The organism is Streptomyces virginiae (genome assembly GCF_041432505.1).
Taxonomy (GTDB): Bacteria; Actinomycetota; Actinomycetes; order Streptomycetales; family Streptomycetaceae; genus Streptomyces; species Streptomyces virginiae_A.
Genome location: NZ_CP107871.1, coordinates 8,048,756 through 8,065,132, shown reverse-complemented (window position 1 = coordinate 8,065,132; position 16,377 = coordinate 8,048,756). Strand labels below are relative to the sequence as shown.

Below are 16,377 nucleotides of genomic sequence, written 5' to 3'. Positions count from 1 at the left end.
AAGATCGTGACACAGAGTATCGATCCATTCACGCACCGTAGTCAAGAGTGTGCGTGGCGTCACCTTCCGAGCCCGGGAAGCGGCGCCGTCAGCCGATGGCCAGCACGACCGGACCGCCCGACCGGTCGACCCGGTCCGTCCACCCCGGCGCGAGCCGCAGCGACCGCGACGGGGCCGTCCGGACCGGGAACCTCCGCCGCCACAGCAGCCGGCCGTCCTGGGCGGCCGTCAGCACCGGGGCGGTCAGCGGCTCCCCCGACCGCAGCAGCAACGGCCGCCGCGCGAGGGCCGTGAGATCGGTGAGGTCCGTGAGCCGGTTCGGCGTGACCCACAGCAGCGGGGCCCGGACGACCAGCGGTGGTCCCGCCTCCGGCCACGGAGCGCCCGCGAGCCGGGCCAGGACCGGGGCCGCCGCGGCGGCGCCCTCCGCGGCCGCCGTGGCGGCCCGCTCGACACCGTGGAGGGCATTGCCCACCGCGAAGACGCCGGGCACCGACGTACGGAAGGAGGCGTCCACGGCGGGGCCGCGGGTGCCCCGGTCCACCGCGATGCCGCCGCGGCGCGCCAGCTCGTGGTCGGGAATCCAGTCGCCGGTGAAGACCACCGTGTCGCACGCGAGGATCCCGGTGCGGCCGTCCGCGTGGCGCACGACCACGCCCGACAGGCGGCCCCGGCCGCGTAGTTCGCCCACCGTCGTGGCCGTGAGCAGCGGAACTCCTGGTACGGCGGTGCCGCGCGGACGCTCGGTCACCACGGCCACCACCTCCGCTCCCGCCCGGCGCAGCGTGCGTACCGCGTGGCGGACCACCGGCTCGGCGCCCACCACGACGGCCCGCCGGCCGATGTCCTGGCCGTACAGGTGGACCGCCTGCTGCAGTTCCCCGGTGGTCAGCACGCCCGCCGGGCGGGAGCCGGGCACCAGCCGGGCGCTGCGCGGGCGTTCGCGGGCGCCCGTGGCGAGGACGACGGCCCGTGCGGTGATCCGCTCCAGGCCCGCCGGGCTCGTGGTCTCCAGGGTCAGCGGGCCGGCCCAGCCGGTGGCGCTGACGCCGGTACGGACCGTCGCCCCGGCAACCATCGCCGCCCGCACGGCCCGTCGCGCGTACGCCGGTCCGGTGAGCCAGGGGCGTACCGGCCCGCCGAACCCGCCGTGGTGGCAGTGGCGGGGCACTCCGCCCGCGTCCTGCTCGCGCTCCAGGACCTCGACGTGTCCGGCGCCCGCTCCCGCGAGGCGGGCCGCCAGGGCCAGCCCGGCGGGGCCGGCGCCGACGATCAGGACGTCGACCGTCCGGTCGTGGCTCACCGCCGGGCCTCCTCGAACAGGGCGCGGACCGCGGGTCCGCAGTAGAAGCCCTGGCAACGGCCGCCCCGGGCCCGGGTGCGCCGCCGCAGGCCGTCCGGCGAACCGGGCGGGACGGTCGAGGCCAGCGCGTCGCGGATCTCCCCACGGGTGACGCGCTCGCAGTGGCAGACGATCCGGCCGTACTCCGGGTCCCGGGCGATCAACTCGGCGTCGCGGTAGGGGCGCGGGAACGCCTCGCCCAGGTTCGGCATGCGCAGCGGCTCCAGGTCCCGGGCCCCCGCCACCGGCAGGCCGCCGTCGGCGAGCAGTTCCACCACGTACGCGGCGATCGCCATCGAGGCGCTCAGTCCCGTCGAACGGATCCCGCCCACGGTGACGTACCGCTGCTCGGGGTGGGCCCGGATCGCGTAGTCGTCGTTCCCGGTGGCGGCCCGCAGACCGGCGTAGACGGCGGTGACCTCCTCCTCCAGGAGGGCCGGTAGGATCCGTCGCCCCTTCTCCCGCAGCAGCGCGAGCCCTTCGGCGGTCGATCCCGTGTCCGTCTTGTCGTCGAGGTCCTCGGCGGTCGGCCCGAGCATCACCTTCCCGTACACCGTCGGCGACACCAGGACCCCCTTGCCGAGGGCGCCCGGCACGGGCAGCAGGATGTGTCGTACGAGGCCGCGGGCGAGCTCGTCGAAGACGATCAGCTGGCCGCGCCGGGGCGTCACGGTGAAGTCCGCGTGGCCGAGGAGCCGGTCGATCTCGTCGGCGTACAGCCCGGCCGCGTTGACCAGGTACCGGGTGCGCAGCGGGCCCCGACCGGTGGCGACGGTGTGCACCTCGGCCGAAGTGACGCCCAGTACACGGCAGTTGAGGTGGAGTTCGACACCCGCGCGCACGGCCTGCGTCGCGTACGCGAGCGTGGTCGTCCAGGGACAGATGAGGGACTCCCCCGGGACGTCGAGCGCTCCCAGTGCCCCGGGTCCGAGCTCCGGCTCGCGGGCCCGCACCTCCTCGGCCGGGATGATCCGGGCCGAGCGGTAGCCGTTGCGTAGGGCTTTCTCCGCGAGCCCCGGCAGCGCGGCCAGCTGCTCCGCGTCCCAGGCGACGAGGAGCGCACCGAGCGGCTCCACCGGGATACCGGTCGCGGCGGCGTACGCGGAGAGCAGGAGATGGCCCTCCCGGACGAGCCGGGACTCCACGGAGCCGGGCACCGCGTCGAAACCGGTGTGCAGGAGGGCGGTGTTGGCCTTCGAGGTGCCGTCGCCGACGTCGTCGGACGCGTCGACCAGGGCGATCCGTAGCGGGAGCCGGGCCAGTTCGCGGGCGATGGCCGTGCCCACCACGCCGGCGCCGACGATCGTCACGTCGTACTCCCCGCCGGGCAGGGCGCCGCCGGTGGTGACCGTGGTCGCGGTGGGAGCCGTGGGAGCGGTGTGAGCGGGGCTGACGGTCATGCCGGTGCGTCGCCCAGCAGGGCCGAGACCGCCGCGCGGAACCGTGCGCGGCGTTCCGCCGCCTGCGCCGCGCCGGCCCGCGGCTCGTACACGGCGGAGGGCTTCCACTCGGGGACGGCCTCGGCGACGGTGAGCGAGGGATCGAGCCCGAGCCGGGCGACGGCGCCGACGCCGAGCGCGGTGACGTCCGGCAGCGCCGACACCTCGACGGGGATGCCGAGCAGGTCGGCCTGGGCCTGCATGAGCAGCGCGGAGCGGGTCAGGCCGCCGTCGACGCGCAGGGCGGCGAGCGGGGCGCCCAGGTCGGTGGCGACCGCGTCGGCGAGCTCCGCCACCTGGGCGGCCACGCCGTCGCACAGGGCGCGCACGAGATGTCCGGCGGTGGTGTCGAGGCCCAGGCCGGTGACCGAGCCCCGCAGGTCGCCCCGCCACCACGGGGCGGCGAGCCCGGCGAGCGCCGGGACGAAGGTGACACCACCGGCGTCCGGGACGCTCCCGCCGACGGTGTCGATGTCGGCGGCACCGGAGATCACCCCGAGATCGGTGAGCCAGCGCACGGCGGAGGCGGCGGTGTACACCTGCCCGTCCAGGCAGTAGCTGGTCCGGCCGGCGAGCCGCCAGGCCACGCAGCCGACCAGTCCGGAGGTGCTGCGCAGGGGTCGTGGGCCGGTCTGCGCGAGCAGGAACGCGCCGGTGCCGTAGGTGCACTTGGCGGTGCCGGGCTCGGTGACGCTCTGGGCGAGGAGGGCGGCCTGCTGGTCCACGAGCAGCCCCGTCAGCGGCAGTGCGGGACCGAAGGCGGTGGTGGTGCCGACGTGGGTGTCGGCGTCGACGACCTCGGGCAGCCGCTCACCCGCGAGGCCGAAGGCGTCGAGTGCCGCGTCCGACCAGCGGGTGGTGTCGAGGTCGAGCAGCTGGGTGCGGCCGGCGGTCGCCGCGTCGGTGACGAACGCACCGGTGAGACGGTGCACGAGCCAGACGTCGCTGGTCGTCACGACGCCGCGCCGGGTCAGGTGGCGGCGTATCCAGGCCATCTTGGGGGCGGCGAAGTACGGGTCGAGCGGCAGGCCGGTGGTCTCCCGCAAGGACGGTGCGTGCGGAGCCAGTTCGGTGCAGAGCGTTTCGGCGCGCCGGTCCTGCCAGACGATCGCGTCGGTCAGCGGTTCGCCGGTCGCCGGGTCCCAGGCCAGTACGGTCTCGCCCTGGTTGGCGAGGCCCACCGCCACCACCGGCTCGCCGGCCGCCGCCAGCGCGGCGCGCCCGGCGTCGACGACCGAGTCCAGCAGCTCGCCGGGGGTGACCTCGACCCGGCCGCCCGGCAGGTAGCGGGGCCGTACGGGGGCGGATCCGGAGCCTATGACTCCACGTATCGGGCAGACGACCAGCGCCTTGGTCCCCGAGGTGCCTTGATCCACAGCGAGCACCGGGCCCGTCATCACCACTCCGTCCCTGGTGTCGCCTCGATCGAACGTCGGTCGGAAGCCTTCCCCAGCCGCCCTCGCCCGTCAAGATCCACCCGAGGGTGACGGGTTGTGACTGACGCATCTTCATATGTCGATCGTGGCTTGATACTTACGTTCGAACAAGGATCTGGATGCGTATGCTCCTGATCGCCATATAGTGATCGCCGATCAACGGGCAGCGACATCGACCGTGGGTCAACGGCGGGGGTTCGACGAACAGTTCTCGCATGGTTCACGCATCCCTGGCACCGGGCACGGCTGCATCGCGGCAGCCGGCGGCCGGATGGACCCACCTTCCATGCGATCCGAGGACTGATGATCACGACCACCGCAGGACGCGCCCACCCGGGCCGCCGCCGCCCGTCGACCGGGACGAGGTGATGGCGGGCAGCGATTTCCGGCCCGTCTACCACCCGGCCGGCCACGACAAGGAGCTGCGTTCCGCCTCCCAGGACCTGCGCACCGGCCGTTGGGTCTCGATGGCGCGCTTACTCGAACGCACCGACAACTGGGGCCTGTGGACCCAGCGCACCCAGGTGCTCGCCGCCGTCGCCGCCGGCTCCGACGTGGTCCAGGCCTGGCGGGCCGAAGAACCGCACAGCGTCGCCGCACTCGTGATGCACACGCGCGTCTGCGTCGAACGGGCCGTCCGCGCCCACCGCGCCGGACACGCCCGCACCGGCGAGCTGTGGCAGGAAGCGTGGTCGACCTGCCGGGAGGCCGCCCGCATCAGCCCCGCCGACCCCGTTCCGTGGGTCTGCCTGCTCGCCCTGGCCCTCCTCGACGAGCAGCGCCAGATGGCCGAGCATCGGGTGCCGCCTCCCGGCCCGATGCTGCCGCCCGGTCCCTGGGGGATCCTCGCGGAGGTCGACAAGCGCGACCCGCACAACCGCGAGGCCTACCACCGCATGCTCCAGTTCGTGTACGCGGGCACGCCCGGACCGCTCTCCGAGGCCGCCAACTTCGTTCACTGGGCCGCCGGTTCCGCGCCCCCGGGATCCCCCGTGCACGTCCTGCCGCTCTACGTACGGGTCGAGCGCTACCGCCGCGAACGCGGCCAGGAACGGGCCCTGGACCTGCACTGGGTCGCCGAGGACGCCGTACGCGACGCACTCCACGCCATGGACACCTGGTTCCACCACGCCGATCTGCCGCGCGCCTCCCCGCTCGACCTGAACCAGCTCGCCCACGCCCTGTGGGGAGCCCTCCAGTTCGACGAGGCGGCCCGCGTCTTCGACGCGATCGGCCCGTACTGGACCACCCTGCCGTGGGCCCACCGGACCCGTGACCCGGCCGACCGCGCCTTGGCCGAGGAGGTGTTCCTGCAGGCCAGGTCCCGAAGCCTGGCCGGCCGGAACTGACCCCCGCCGCCTCCCCAGGGCGCCGACCACTCGCTCCACCCGCACCACCCAGGCCGCACCCGCACCCCCGTGCTCCACCGTCCCCTCGCTCCACAGACCCCCGGAGGTACCGCCGTGTCCAGAACCGATTGGGCATCCCGCCAGGACCGTAAGGCCCCACCCCAGCAGGACGAGGAACAGCGCCTCAGGGAGCTCGGCTACCAGCCCGTCCTCGCTCGCCGGATGGGCGGCTTCGGAAACTTCGCCATCAGCTTCTCCGTCATATCCGTCCTCTCCGGATGCATGACGTTGTACGGCTTCGGCATGGGCTCCGGCGGCCCGGCCGTGATGCTGTGGGGCTGGATCGGCGTAGGCCTCTTCGTCCTCTGCGTGGGTCTCGCCCTGGCCGAGGTGACCAGCGCCTACCCCACCTCCGGCGCGCTCTACTACATGGCCGACCGGCTCGGCGGCCGCCGCTGGGGTTGGTACACGGGCTGGCTGAACCTGCTGGGGCTGCTCGGCGCCATCGCCGGCATCGACTACGGCGCCGCCCTGTTCACCGGCGCCTTCCTCAACCTCCGCTTCGGGTTCGTGCCCACCCCCGGCTCGACGTTCCTGATCTTCCTGTGCATCCTGCTGCTGCACGCCGCGCTCAACCTCTTCGGGGTCCGCCTCGTCAGCGTGCTCAACTCCATCAGCGTCTGGTGGCACCTGGGCGGTGTCGCCGTGATCGTCGGCGCCCTGGCCTTCATCCCCGACAACCACCAGTCGGCCTCGTTCGTCTTCACCGAGTTCGTCAACGACACCGGCTGGGCCAATCCGTTCTACGTGGCGGCCGTCGGCCTGCTGCTCGCCCAGTACACCTTCTCCGGCTACGACGCCTCCGCGCACCTCTCGGAGGAGACCAGGGACGCCTCCGTCTCCGCCGCCAAGGGCATCGTCCGCGCCATCTGGGTCTCCTGGATCGCCGGTTTCGCCCTGCTCGCCGGCCTCACCTTCGCCATCCAGGACTACGCGGCGGTCCAGGGCAGCGCCACCGGCGTCCCGCCCGCCCAGATCTTCATCGACGCACTGGGCTCCGGCGGCGCCACCGCCCTGCTCCTCGTCGTCATCGTCGCGCAGCTCTTCTGCGGCAACGCCGAGGTCGCCGCCGCGAGCCGCATGGTCTTCGCCTTCAGCCGTGACAACGCGCTCCCCGGATCGGCCCTGTGGCGCAAGGTCAGCGGCCGCACCCAGACCCCGGTGCCGGCCGTCTGGCTCTCCGTCGTCGTCGCGGGCGTACTCGCTCTGCCCTCGCTGTACTCCGCCACCGCCTACGGGGCCGTGACCGCCATCAACGTCATCGGCATCACCCCGGCCTACGCCATCCCGATCTACCTGCGCCTGCGCGCCGGCAACCGCTTCGAGCCCGGTCCCTGGAACCTGGGCCGCTGGAGCAAGCCGATCGGCTGGATCGCCGTCGTCTGGGTGGGGCTCGTCACCGTCCTCTTCTGCCTGCCCCAGAAGTCCCCCGTCACCATCGACTCGATGAACTACGCCGTGATCGCCCTGGCGGTGGTCCTGGTCCTGGCCAGCGTCTGGTGGTACGTGGCACGCCGCTCGTACGGCACCCCCTCGGCCTACGGCAACGCCCGCGAGCAGGCGGAGATCGCCGAGGACATCGTCTGACCCGGCGGGGCCGCCGTGACCGGCCGCGCTCTCGCCCCGTCCCCGCACGGCAGGTGAGCGGCGCACGGCCGGTCAGCGGCGGCCGGCCGGGCGCCGCCACGGGGGCTCGATGCGCACCCGCCGCTCGGCCGGCCCGCTCTCGATGCCGTCGAGCTGCGCGACGACCGTGCTGCGCAGGTCGTCGTAGTCGTCGAAGCGGAACTCGTGGAACAGCGTGTAGCCGGTCCACATCAGGTTGGCGCAGACCCGGGCCGGCACCCGGCCGGTCCGGGCGCCCATGCCGACCAGCGCCACCGACCGGATGCTGCCCGGCACTTCCGCGTTCTGCCGGTGGATGGCCTGGAACGCGGCCGCGCACGCCAGGGCGACGTTCACGGTGTCCCGCACGTTCTGCGAGGACTGCTCCATCGTCGGCGTCGATATCAGGAACCTCGGCACAACCGCCCCCGACGCGACGCACACCGCGCTTCCCACCGGGAGGCAGCCCCCGAACTGCGCCCGGACGGCCCGCTGCACGCGCAGCTGGATGCCCGCTCCCAGATGCCGCTTGATGGCCGCGTCGACCCCGCCGTCCATCCGCGCCCGGGAGTTGGTCGGGGTGACCCAGGCGTCGACCGCCTCGTCGAGGATCGAACCGTGCCGGATCTCGATCCCGGGCGTGTCCACGAACGCCGCCCGCCACGCCTGGACCACTTCCGCGTCGGTGTCGGTCAGCACCACCCGCAGCGGCGCCGGCCCACGCTCCACACTCATGATCCACTCCGATCGGAAAGGGACTCCTGCACTGCTGAACGACGCTACCGGGAGCCACTGACAACGCCGTCGGCGGACGCGGACCATGACGTGACGTCACGCTGGCGCGCCGGAGACCAACGCGATCCTGCCCTCGCCGGACCGCTCCCGGCCTGTCCCTGCCCACAACAAGAGTCACAAACGGGTTCGCGCCCGCGTCGAGCCTGCCTTCGCCCCTATCAAGACCTGGGAGATCCTGCGCGACTGCCGCTTGAGAGGCGACGGTGCGCGCCACGCGATGCGCGGCGTCGCCCGCCTGCACGACCTCGCTCGCACGGGATGGCTCCCGCCACATGCGGGAATCAGGTGAGGCAGAACTCGTTGCCCTCGATGTCCTGCATCGTGATGCACGACTCGTTGACGCCATCGGCGCGCTGCGTCAACACGTGCTTCCCGCCGAGCGCCATCAGCCGTGCGCATTCGGCCTCAAGTGTGGCCAGGCGCTCCTCGCCAACGAGCCCGGCGCCGGCCCGCACATCGAGATGAACCCGGTTCTTGACGACCTTGCCTTCGGGAACTCGCTGAAAGAGCAAGCGCGAGCCCACACCCGAGGGATCGGTGCACGCGAAGTAGATCTCGTCCTCGGGCGGCAGCGAGCGGTGGAACTCCTCCCACGAGGCAAAGCCCTCCGGGACCGCCGGCACGACGTACCCCAGCACCTCACACCAGAAGGCGGCGAGGCGTGCAGGCTCCGCGCAGTCGAAGGTCACTTGGAACTGCTTGATCGTTGACATCGGCGCACGATAACAGGGGCCCTGCTCATCTCCCCAGGTCGGGAAGTCTGCACGATGTCAGGAGAAGGCACCCGCCACCCGCCACCGTCGGCTTCAGCGTCTGCGGCGCAGCGCACGCGGCGATCACCGGCTGCACCTGCGGGTTCGGGGACCAGCCACCCTTTGCTTTCCTAGGGGTCCTAGGTTAAAACTAGGACCCCTAGGAACGGAGGGCGTATGGCACGCGCGGGACTGACGGCGGAGCGGGTGACGCTCGCGGGCGCCGAGCTGGCGGACGAGGTCGGGCTCGATCGGGTGACCATGTCGCAGGTGGCCCGGCGGCTCGGCGTGAAGGATGCGAGCCTCTACGCCCACGTGCGCAATCTGGAGGATCTGCGCGGACGGATCGCACTGCTGGCGGCGGACGAGAAGACCCTGCGCATCGCGGAGGCGACGGCCGGCCGATCGGGCAAGGACGCGCTGGTCGCGTTCGCCGACGCCTGGCGGGAGTACGCCCACGCGCATCCGGGCCGCTACACGGCGACCCAGACCCGGATCCGGATCGACCCCGAGCTCGCCGCACAGGCACCCGGGCCACGCCGCGCGGTCGAGCTGACCTACGGCATGCTGCGCGGCTACGCGCTGACCGAGCCCGATCTGACCGACGCGGTCCGGCTGTTGCGCAGCACCTTCCACGGGTTCGTCGCCCTGGAGGCGGCCGGCGGGTTCGCGCACGAGCGTTCACCGCAGCGCTCCTGGCTCCGCGCCCTCGACGCCCTGCACACCCTCCTGGAGCACTGGCCCCCGCCCCGAGAAGGAGACTCCTCATGACCGAGCCGACCATCGGCCACCTGCACGTGAACGGCGCGACCCTGCGCTACGAGGTACGCGGCCACGGCCCGCTCCTGCTGCTGATCCCCGGAGGGTCGGGCGGCGCGGCCTCCTTCGACGGCATCGCCGACGTCCTGGCCACCGAGTACACCGTCGCGACCTACGACCCGCGCGGCCTGTCCCGGAGCCCGCTGGACGACCCGGAGGCCGAGCAGACCGTGGCCGAGCACGCCGACGACGCGCTGCGGATCGTGGACCTGCTGTCGCCCGGCGAGCCCGCCCGGGTGTTCGGCACCAGCTCGGGCGCGATCGCCGCCCTGCACCTGCTCACCGTCCGTCCCGAACGCCTCGAACGTGTCGTGGCGCACGAGCCGCCGGTGGTGGAGGTTCTGCCGGACGTCCTCGAGCACCGGGCGCTCCTCGCCCGTGTGGGCGAGACGCTCCGCACCCAGGGGCTCATGCCGGCGATGACCGTGTTCGCCGCCGGCCTGCGGAAGGCCGGGGACACCCCCGGGCCGCCGGCCCAGGTCGCCCTCCCGCCCCGGGCGGCGGCGCGGGCCGAGCGGACCATGGCCGACCTGCCGTACTTCGTCGGCCGTATCGTCCCCGCCTTCATGTCCTACGCCCCGGACGTCGACCGGCTGGAGGCCTTGTCGGAGCGGCTCGTGCTCGCCTGCGGCCAGGACTCCCGCGGCGAACTGCCGTACCGTCCGGCGGCTTTCCTGGCCGAGCGCCTCGGCGCGGACCTGCGGCACTTCCCGGGCGGACACACCGGCCTGACGACGCACCCCGCCGAGTTCGGTGAGTTCCTCCGGAAGGCCTTCCGGGGCTGACCCGCTCCTGCGCACGCATCCGGGCTACCGCCGGTCGGCGTACGCCTCGCTGCGCGCGACCCGATGCATTTCTACGCTGGATGAATGAGCATCAGATCCTCCGGGCGCAGAACCGGCGCGGGCGCGGCAGCTCTGGCCATCGGCGCGTCGGTCCTCCTCGTGCCGACGGCCGCGGGCACCTCGCACGCCGAGCCGCTGCCGCCCCGACCCGCCTCGTCCGTCGACGCGTCACTGTTGCACCGGTCCGGGACCCATGTCCGGGCACGGCAGGGGGCGCCCGCGCTACCGGACGACGTGTCCGCACTGTCGTGGCTGGTGGCGGACGTGGGTACGGGTGCGGTGCTCGCGGCTCACGACGCGCACCGCCGGCTGCCCCCGGCCAGCACCCTCAAGACACTCTTCGCCCTCACCGCACTGCCCCACCTGCCCGGCTCGGGCCGGCACACGGTCACCGAGGCCGAGCTGGACGAGGTACCGGACGGGAGCAGCACGGTCGGTCTCTCCGCCGATCACACCTACCGGGTGGCCGACCTGTGGCGGGGTGTCTTCCTCAGCTCGGGCAACGACGCCGTGCACGTGCTGGCCGCGATGAACGGCGGCTGGAACGTCACGTCGGCGCAGATGCAGGCCAAGGCGCGCGCCCTGGGTGCGCGGGACACCACCGTGGTCTCCCCGGACGGTTTCGACGCGGAGGGCCAGGCCTCCTCGGCCTTCGACCTCGCCGTCTTCGGCCGTACGGGCCTCGCCGACCCCGCCTTCGCCGAGTACGCGGCGACCGCCGACGCCCAGTTCCCCGGCGGCACCCTCGCCGACGGCAGTCCCACCTGGACGTACGGGATCGAGAACACCAACCGGCTGGTGACCGGTCAGGACGGGCTGGGTCGCTATCCGGGGATCATCGGTGTCAAGAACGGCTACACCTCCCAGGCGGGTTTCACGCTGATCGCGGCCGCCCGTAGGGACGGCCGTACCCTGCTGGCGACGGTGATGAACCCGCAGTGGGGCGGCGCGAACGCCGTGTACGAGGAGGCGCGGTCCCTGCTGGACTGGGGATTCGCCGCAGCCGGACATGTGGACCCGGTCGGATCGCTGGCTCCTCCCCCGGCGACGCCGCCCGCGGCACCGCCCGCCGCCCCCGTCGTCGCCGCCGGCGCCGTCACGCCGGACCGGCTCCATGGGGGTGCCCCGATGCTGTACGGCCTGTCGGCCGCGTTCCTCGCGGCGGTGGCGGCCCTGGCCGGGACGGCCGTCCTGCGCAGGCGTCGCACCGGGTCGTGACGGCGCGCGTCCCGGTCGTCGGCCGAGCTTGGTGGCCGCGCGCACGGTCGACGCGCGAGGGGCAGGGTCCGGTGCCAGGCTGAGGCCGTACCGGACCCGCGAAAGGCAATCCCATGATCACCACTGACTTCGTCCCCGGCTCCCCCTGCTGGCTGGACCTCGGTGTCCCGGACGTCCGCGCGGCCGCGGCCTTCTACGGCGCCGTGCTCGGCTGGGACTACGAGTCCATGGGCGAGGGCGAGGACATGGAAGGCGGGATGTTCCGGAAGGACGGAAAGTTCGTCGCCGGGCTCGGCAAGCTCACCGAGGAGGGCGCCCGCCCGGCCTGGATGATCTATCACAGCGTCACCGACGCGGACGCCACCACCCAGGCGGTGGAACGCGCGGGCGGCACCGTTCGGGTGGCCCCGCGGGACCTCGACGAGTGGGGCCGGATGGCGCAGTACAGCGACCCCCTGGGGGGACAGTTCGCCGTCTGGCAGCCGGGAAGGAGCAAGGGCGTCGAGCTGGTGGACGCGCCGGGCTCACTGTGCTGGACCGAGCTGTACACGACGGACGCCGCCGCCGCGAAGGAGTTCTACGGCGGCGTCTTCGGCTGGCGGTTCAGCGACATGGCGCTGCCCGGCGGCGGGGGCACGTACGCCCTCATCACTCCCGCCGGACTTCCCGAGGAGCGGATGCACGGTGGCCTCATGGAGCTCCCGGCGGAGCACCTGGCCCTCGCGCACGGGCGGCCGTACTGGCATCCGGTCTTCGCCGTCACCGACTGCGATGCCGCGGTCGCCGCGGTCACCGAGCACGGCGGGAGCGTGCAGATGGGCCCGCAGGACGCGGAAGGCGTCGGCCGGCTCGCCGTCTGCCTCGACCCGGCGAACGCCGACTTCGTGGTCCTCACACCGGTCCGTGGTTGAGCCCCGGGCGAGATCCGTCGCACTGCGCGAGCGGGCCCGGTGGCCGGGGCCACAGGCCCGTCGAGCGGGGAACCCCGGTGGCGGCCTCGGGTCCGGGCGGGGCAGTCTGTAGTCATGAGAGCGCCCTTGCGCTCGCCTCCTGGACCGCGAGCCGACGGCCACCACCAGGTCCTTTTCGTCTTGGCGAAGTGCGTTCCCTTCGCGATCGCCCTGCTGGTGCTCCTCGTCGAGTTCACGCCCCTGCACGTCCTGTACACCGGCCCCCTGTTGGTCGCGACCCCCGCGCTGGCGGCCGTGACGATGGGCCCCAAGGGCACCCTCGCGGCGGCGGGGGTGGCCGTCGGTGTCAGCGTGACCACCGCCAGCTACAACGGCGCCTGGGGAACCCAGCAGGTCTACACGAACTTCCTCGCCCTGTTCCTGGTCTCGGTGGCGAGTTTCCTGACGAGCCGCTCCGCGCGCACCCGCACGGAGAACGAGCTCAACCAGGTCCGCCGGATCGCCACGGCCGCCCAGGAGGTCATCCTGCGGCCGGTGCCGGACCGGCTGGACTCCGTACGGGCGGCCAGCATGTACCTGGCGGCCGAGACCGGCGCGCAGATCGGTGGCGACCTGTACGACGTGGTCCAGACCCGGTACGGGGTCCGGATGATCGTCGGGGACGTACGGGGCAAGGGCCTGCCCGCGGTCCGGGCCGCCGCGATCGTGCTGGGCGCCTTCCGGGAGGCCGTGCACTACGAGGCCGACCTGGTGAAGGTCGTCGACCGGTGCGGAGCGGCCCTGCACCGGGACGCCGCCGTATCCGGCGCGGCCGGCGGGGCGGAGGCCCTCGTGGAGGGGTTCGTGACCGCGCTCGTGGCCCAGATCGCCGACGACCGGCACATCGAGATGATCAACCGGGGCCATCCGCCCGCGCTGCTGCTGCACGACGGAGCCGTCCGGTCCCTGATGCCCACCGCTCCCCTGCCGCCGCTCGGGCTCGAGGAATTCCTGGACGGCCCTTCCCGGCGGGCGGAGCGCCATCCGTTCGTGCCCGGGGATCGGCTGCTGTTGTACACCGACGGCGTCATCGAGGCCCGTGACCAGGACAAGGCCTTCTTCGACCTGACCGAGGCCATGGTGACCCTGCGCGATCACACCCGGGAGGCGTTCTTGACGGGCCTGCACCAGGCATTGCTGCGCCACACCCACAACCGGCTGGCCGACGACGTGGCGGTCGTCCTCGTCGACCGGTACCAGGAGGAAGAGGAGGAGCCACGGCCGGCCGGAGGGCCGACGTAGGACCCGTGAAGTCGCCCGGACGGTCCAGGACGCGACAGCATGGAGAGAGGCCGATCGGCGAGATGCCCTCGACAGGAGGTGATACGCACAGTGACCAGCCATCGTTTCTCCTTCTGCGGGGCCGAGCTCGCCGCCGTCTACGTGATCGCCGACCAGGGCAGGGAACTCCATCTGGCCGAGCTGACCGGCAATCGGGGCGTCCTCTACGGGCTGCCGGCGATCCTCGCCGTGGCCGGCCATTCGCCCGCCGCCAACGCCTTCCGCTCCGGCCGCCCGCTGTGGCTGACGCCCAAGGAGCTCGCCACGTTCATCGAGGAGGACCCCCACCACTTCCCCACCCGGGTGCGCAACAGTGCCCCCAACTCGCCGACCCGGGTCTCGCTGGGCGCGCTGCCCCTGGGATACGACGACATGGAGCTCGGGTGCCTGGTCGTCGCCGGGCAGGCCGGGGACGGCGGCTTCAGCGCCGACGACCGCAGCCTGCTGGAGCTGTACGCCGACCAGGTGGCCACGGGACTCGAATCGGTCGCCGCCCGCTTCGCCGGCCGCAAGGCACCGCAGTCCCATCTGGGCCAGTCGCTGGTGCCCGACCAGGGCGGCGCCTTCATCCTGGAACTGAGCACCGGCCGGATGGAGGCCCACGCCCATGTGCTGGAGCTGCTCGGGCTGCCTCCCGATCAGTTCGACGGGCAGGTGGAGACCGTGCTCGCCTGTGCCGTTCCCGACGACATGCCCGCGCTCATGGCGATCGTGGAGCCGAACCGGCTGGCCGCGTCCGGACAGCAGCTGGCGTTCCGGATCCGCCGGCCGAACGGCGAGCTGCGCTGGCTGGGGCTGCGTTGCCGCGTGGAGGTGGACTCCGAAGGCACCCCGCGGCGCGTGCTGGGCGTGGTGGCCGACGCCACGTATCTGCGCCCCAGCGCCGACGAGGTCTCCCTGGTGCAGCGGCTGTCGGCGACCCTGGCGGGAGCGGCGACCATCCGGGAGGTCAGCCGGCTGGTGGTCGCCGCCCTGCGCGAGCCGCTGGGCACCTCCCGGGTCGCCGTCGGCGAACTGGAGCCGGATCGGCTCATCGTCACCGCCCTCGATCCGCCGGAGCCCGACGCCTGGCCCGAGGCCTGGCGCTCGGAGTGGCGGTCGGAGTGGCCCGACGTCGCGCTGAGCGACCTGCCCACCCTGCAGAGCGCCCTGCGCGGGGGGCATCTGAGCCTGTGGCCGCCGGGGGCGGATCTGGAACCCGGACTGCTGGGCGTCGGGCCCGGTGGTCTCGCGGTGCTGCCGCTGCCCGCCGACGGTCGGATGGTCGGGGTGTGTCTGGTCGGGTGGGACACGGAGCACCGGTTCGGACCGGAGGAACGCTCGCTGCTGACCGCGACCGCGGGGCTGGTCGGGCAGGCGCTGGTACGTGCCCACGCGCTGGACGCGCGCCACGAACTCGCCACCATGCTCCAGCGCAGTCTGCTGCCCCGTAAGCTCCCGGAGCTGCCCGGCGGGATCGCGGTCGCCCGCTACCTGCCCGCGACCGCCGGACTCGAGGTGGGCGGGGACTGGTACGACGTCATTCCGCTCCGCGACGGCCATGTGGCCTTCGTCATCGGGGACGTCCAGGGGCACAGCGCGGGAGCCGCCACCATCATGGGCCAGATGCGTACGGCGGTCAGGGCCTACGCGGTGGAGGGCCACCCGCCCGATGTGGTGGTCGCGCGGGCCAACCGGCTGCTCGTCGGGATGGAGACCGACCTCTTCGCCACCTGTGGGTACGTGGACCTGGACATGGAGGAGGGCATCGCGCGGGTCGTCCGGGCCGGCCATCTGCCACCGATCCTGCGTCACCCCGACGGCGTCGCCGAGGAGATGGCGGTCGAGGGCGGGCCTCCCCTGGGGGTGCTCGCCGAGGCCGAATTCCCCATGACCGAGGCGGGGCTGCTCCCCGGCACCCTGCTCGTGCTGCTGACGGACGGCATGGTCGAGTCCGCGAGGCTCCCGCTGGACGAGGGCATGCGACGGGTGTGCGACGCGCTCGCGGGGGCCGACCCGGTCGATGTCGGAGCGGTCGCCGACGAGTTGGTCACCGGTGTGGGGCGGCGCGACGACGACGTGGCGTTGCTGCTGCTGCGCTACGACGGCCAGGGCGACCGGCCGAGACGGAGCCACTGGACGGTGTGGCGGCTGCCCGACGCGGTCCTGCACGCGCGCCGGTTCACGGCGCGCACCCTGCGGTCCTGGGGAGTGGTGGACCAGCTCGACGAAGCCCTGCTGGTCGTGTCCGAGCTGGTCACCAATGCCATCGCGCACACGCAGGGCGAGGTGGGGATGGATCTGACCCTGTCGGAGGACCGGCTGCGGATCGCGGTGAACGACGCGTCGCCGCGCAGCCCCGTCAAGCCGCTCTGGGTGAGTTGGGAGTCGACCGGCGGCCGCGGGCTCCTCATCGTCGACGCAGTGACGGCGGCCTGGGGCTCGGTGCCGCTCAGTGGCGGCAAGCAGGTGTGGGCCGAGATCCCCTGGCGCCGCGACGCCTGAGG

The 16,377-nt window shown here is 73.1% G+C and carries 13 protein-coding genes and 1 pseudogene; 9 read left to right on the top strand and 5 right to left on the bottom strand.

Going from position 1 to position 16,377, the window contains the following annotated elements; genetic code table 11:
- Positions 1 to 88: 88 nt before the first annotated feature.
- The 3 genes from OG624_RS37240 to OG624_RS37230 are packed head-to-tail and all read right to left on the bottom strand — an operon-like array spanning position 89 to position 4,178.
- Positions 89 to 1,303, bottom strand: coding sequence for an NAD(P)/FAD-dependent oxidoreductase (locus OG624_RS37240; RefSeq protein WP_033216163.1), 1,215 nt, complete (start codon positions 1,301 to 1,303; stop codon positions 89 to 91).
- Positions 1,300 to 2,742 (bottom strand): FAD-dependent oxidoreductase, encoded by a 1,443-nt coding sequence (locus tag OG624_RS37235; RefSeq protein WP_371640450.1) that lies wholly within the window; start codon positions 2,740 to 2,742, stop codon positions 1,300 to 1,302. The genes OG624_RS37240 and OG624_RS37235 overlap by 4 nt, the downstream gene beginning before the upstream one ends.
- Entirely contained in the window at positions 2,739 to 4,178 is a 1,440-nt protein-coding gene (locus OG624_RS37230) for an FGGY family carbohydrate kinase (protein WP_033216162.1), read from the bottom strand. Before OG624_RS37230 ends, OG624_RS37235 begins: the two co-directional genes overlap by 4 nt.
- 407 nt (positions 4,179 to 4,585) lie before the next feature.
- On the opposite strand from OG624_RS37230, the gene OG624_RS37225 reads away from it, so the two are divergent.
- Both OG624_RS37225 and OG624_RS37220 read left to right on the top strand, forming a co-directional pair.
- The gene (locus OG624_RS37225; protein ID WP_033216160.1) at positions 4,586 to 5,566 is read left to right on the top strand and encodes a hypothetical protein; all 981 of its coding nucleotides are present in this window, start codon (positions 4,586 to 4,588) and stop codon (positions 5,564 to 5,566) included.
- A gap of 222 nt (positions 5,567 to 5,788) precedes the next feature.
- Entirely contained in the window at positions 5,789 to 7,213 is a 1,425-nt protein-coding gene (locus tag OG624_RS37220; protein WP_202508489.1) for an amino acid permease, read from the top strand.
- A gap of 72 nt (positions 7,214 to 7,285) precedes the next feature.
- Here the strand turns inward: OG624_RS37220 and OG624_RS37215 are convergent, their stop codons facing one another.
- Positions 7,286 to 7,966 carry a macro domain-containing protein gene (locus OG624_RS37215; protein ID WP_033216157.1) on the bottom strand — a complete coding sequence of 227 codons (681 nt, stop codon included), beginning with the start codon at positions 7,964 to 7,966 and terminating at the stop codon, positions 7,286 to 7,288.
- A 163-nt stretch (positions 7,967 to 8,129) separates the two neighbouring features.
- On the opposite strand from OG624_RS37215, the pseudogene OG624_RS37210 reads away from it, so the two are divergent.
- Positions 8,130 to 8,315, top strand: a pseudogene (locus OG624_RS37210) (hypothetical protein); the annotation flags it as partial.
- Here OG624_RS37210 and OG624_RS37205 read toward each other — a convergent pair.
- Positions 8,308 to 8,739, bottom strand: a complete 432-nt coding sequence (locus tag OG624_RS37205) for a VOC family protein (protein ID WP_033216156.1) — start codon at positions 8,737 to 8,739, stop codon at positions 8,308 to 8,310. The pseudogene OG624_RS37210 and the gene OG624_RS37205 sit on opposite strands and share 8 nt — an antisense overlap.
- Positions 8,740 to 8,955: 216 nt before the next feature.
- On the opposite strand from OG624_RS37205, the gene OG624_RS37200 reads away from it, so the two are divergent.
- The 6 genes from OG624_RS37200 (at position 8,956) to OG624_RS37175 (ending at position 16,375) form a co-directional block, all read left to right on the top strand.
- Positions 8,956 to 9,549, top strand: coding sequence for a TetR/AcrR family transcriptional regulator (locus tag OG624_RS37200; RefSeq protein ID WP_033216155.1), 594 nt, complete (start codon positions 8,956 to 8,958; stop codon positions 9,547 to 9,549).
- Positions 9,546 to 10,382 carry an alpha/beta fold hydrolase gene (locus OG624_RS37195; protein WP_371640449.1) on the top strand — a complete coding sequence of 279 codons (837 nt, stop codon included), beginning with the start codon at positions 9,546 to 9,548 and terminating at the stop codon, positions 10,380 to 10,382. Before OG624_RS37200 ends, OG624_RS37195 begins: the two co-directional genes overlap by 4 nt.
- Positions 10,383 to 10,466: 84 nt before the next feature.
- Positions 10,467 to 11,660 carry a D-alanyl-D-alanine carboxypeptidase family protein gene (locus OG624_RS37190; RefSeq protein WP_033216151.1) on the top strand — a complete coding sequence of 398 codons (1,194 nt, stop codon included), beginning with the start codon at positions 10,467 to 10,469 and terminating at the stop codon, positions 11,658 to 11,660.
- Positions 11,661 to 11,773: 113 nt separating this feature from the next.
- Complete coding sequence (locus tag OG624_RS37185) at positions 11,774 to 12,571, top strand: VOC family protein (protein WP_033216149.1); 798 nt, start codon at positions 11,774 to 11,776, stop codon at positions 12,569 to 12,571.
- A gap of 180 nt (positions 12,572 to 12,751) precedes the next feature.
- Complete coding sequence (locus tag OG624_RS37180; RefSeq protein WP_349252275.1) at positions 12,752 to 13,852, top strand: PP2C family protein-serine/threonine phosphatase; 1,101 nt, start codon at positions 12,752 to 12,754, stop codon at positions 13,850 to 13,852.
- A 90-nt stretch (positions 13,853 to 13,942) separates the two neighbouring features.
- Positions 13,943 to 16,375: a SpoIIE family protein phosphatase gene (locus OG624_RS37175; RefSeq protein WP_371589422.1), complete on the top strand. Its 2,433-nt coding sequence runs from the start codon at positions 13,943 to 13,945 to the stop codon at positions 16,373 to 16,375.
- Positions 16,376 to 16,377: the final 2 nt, after the last annotated feature.

Bases quoted from the DNA above. Each gene is read 5' to 3' on its own strand.
- OG624_RS37235 (WP_371640450.1), bottom strand. From the start codon at position 2,742: ATGACCGTCAGCCCCGCTCACACCGCTCCCACGGCTCCCACCGCGACC.
- OG624_RS37230 (WP_033216162.1), bottom strand. From the start codon at position 4,178: ATGACGGGCCCGGTGCTCGCTGTGGATCAAGGCACCTCGGGGACCAAG.
- OG624_RS37225 (WP_033216160.1), top strand. From the start codon at position 4,586: ATGGCGGGCAGCGATTTCCGGCCCGTCTACCACCCGGCCGGCCACGAC.
- OG624_RS37220 (WP_202508489.1), top strand. From the start codon at position 5,789: ATGGGCGGCTTCGGAAACTTCGCCATCAGCTTCTCCGTCATATCCGTC.
- OG624_RS37215 (WP_033216157.1), bottom strand. From the start codon at position 7,966: ATGAGTGTGGAGCGTGGGCCGGCGCCGCTGCGGGTGGTGCTGACCGAC.
- OG624_RS37205 (WP_033216156.1), bottom strand. From the start codon at position 8,739: ATGTCAACGATCAAGCAGTTCCAAGTGACCTTCGACTGCGCGGAGCCT.
- OG624_RS37200 (WP_033216155.1), top strand. From the start codon at position 8,956: ATGGCACGCGCGGGACTGACGGCGGAGCGGGTGACGCTCGCGGGCGCC.
- OG624_RS37195 (WP_371640449.1), top strand. From the start codon at position 9,546: ATGACCGAGCCGACCATCGGCCACCTGCACGTGAACGGCGCGACCCTG.
- OG624_RS37190 (WP_033216151.1), top strand. From the start codon at position 10,467: ATGAGCATCAGATCCTCCGGGCGCAGAACCGGCGCGGGCGCGGCAGCT.
- OG624_RS37185 (WP_033216149.1), top strand. From the start codon at position 11,774: ATGATCACCACTGACTTCGTCCCCGGCTCCCCCTGCTGGCTGGACCTC.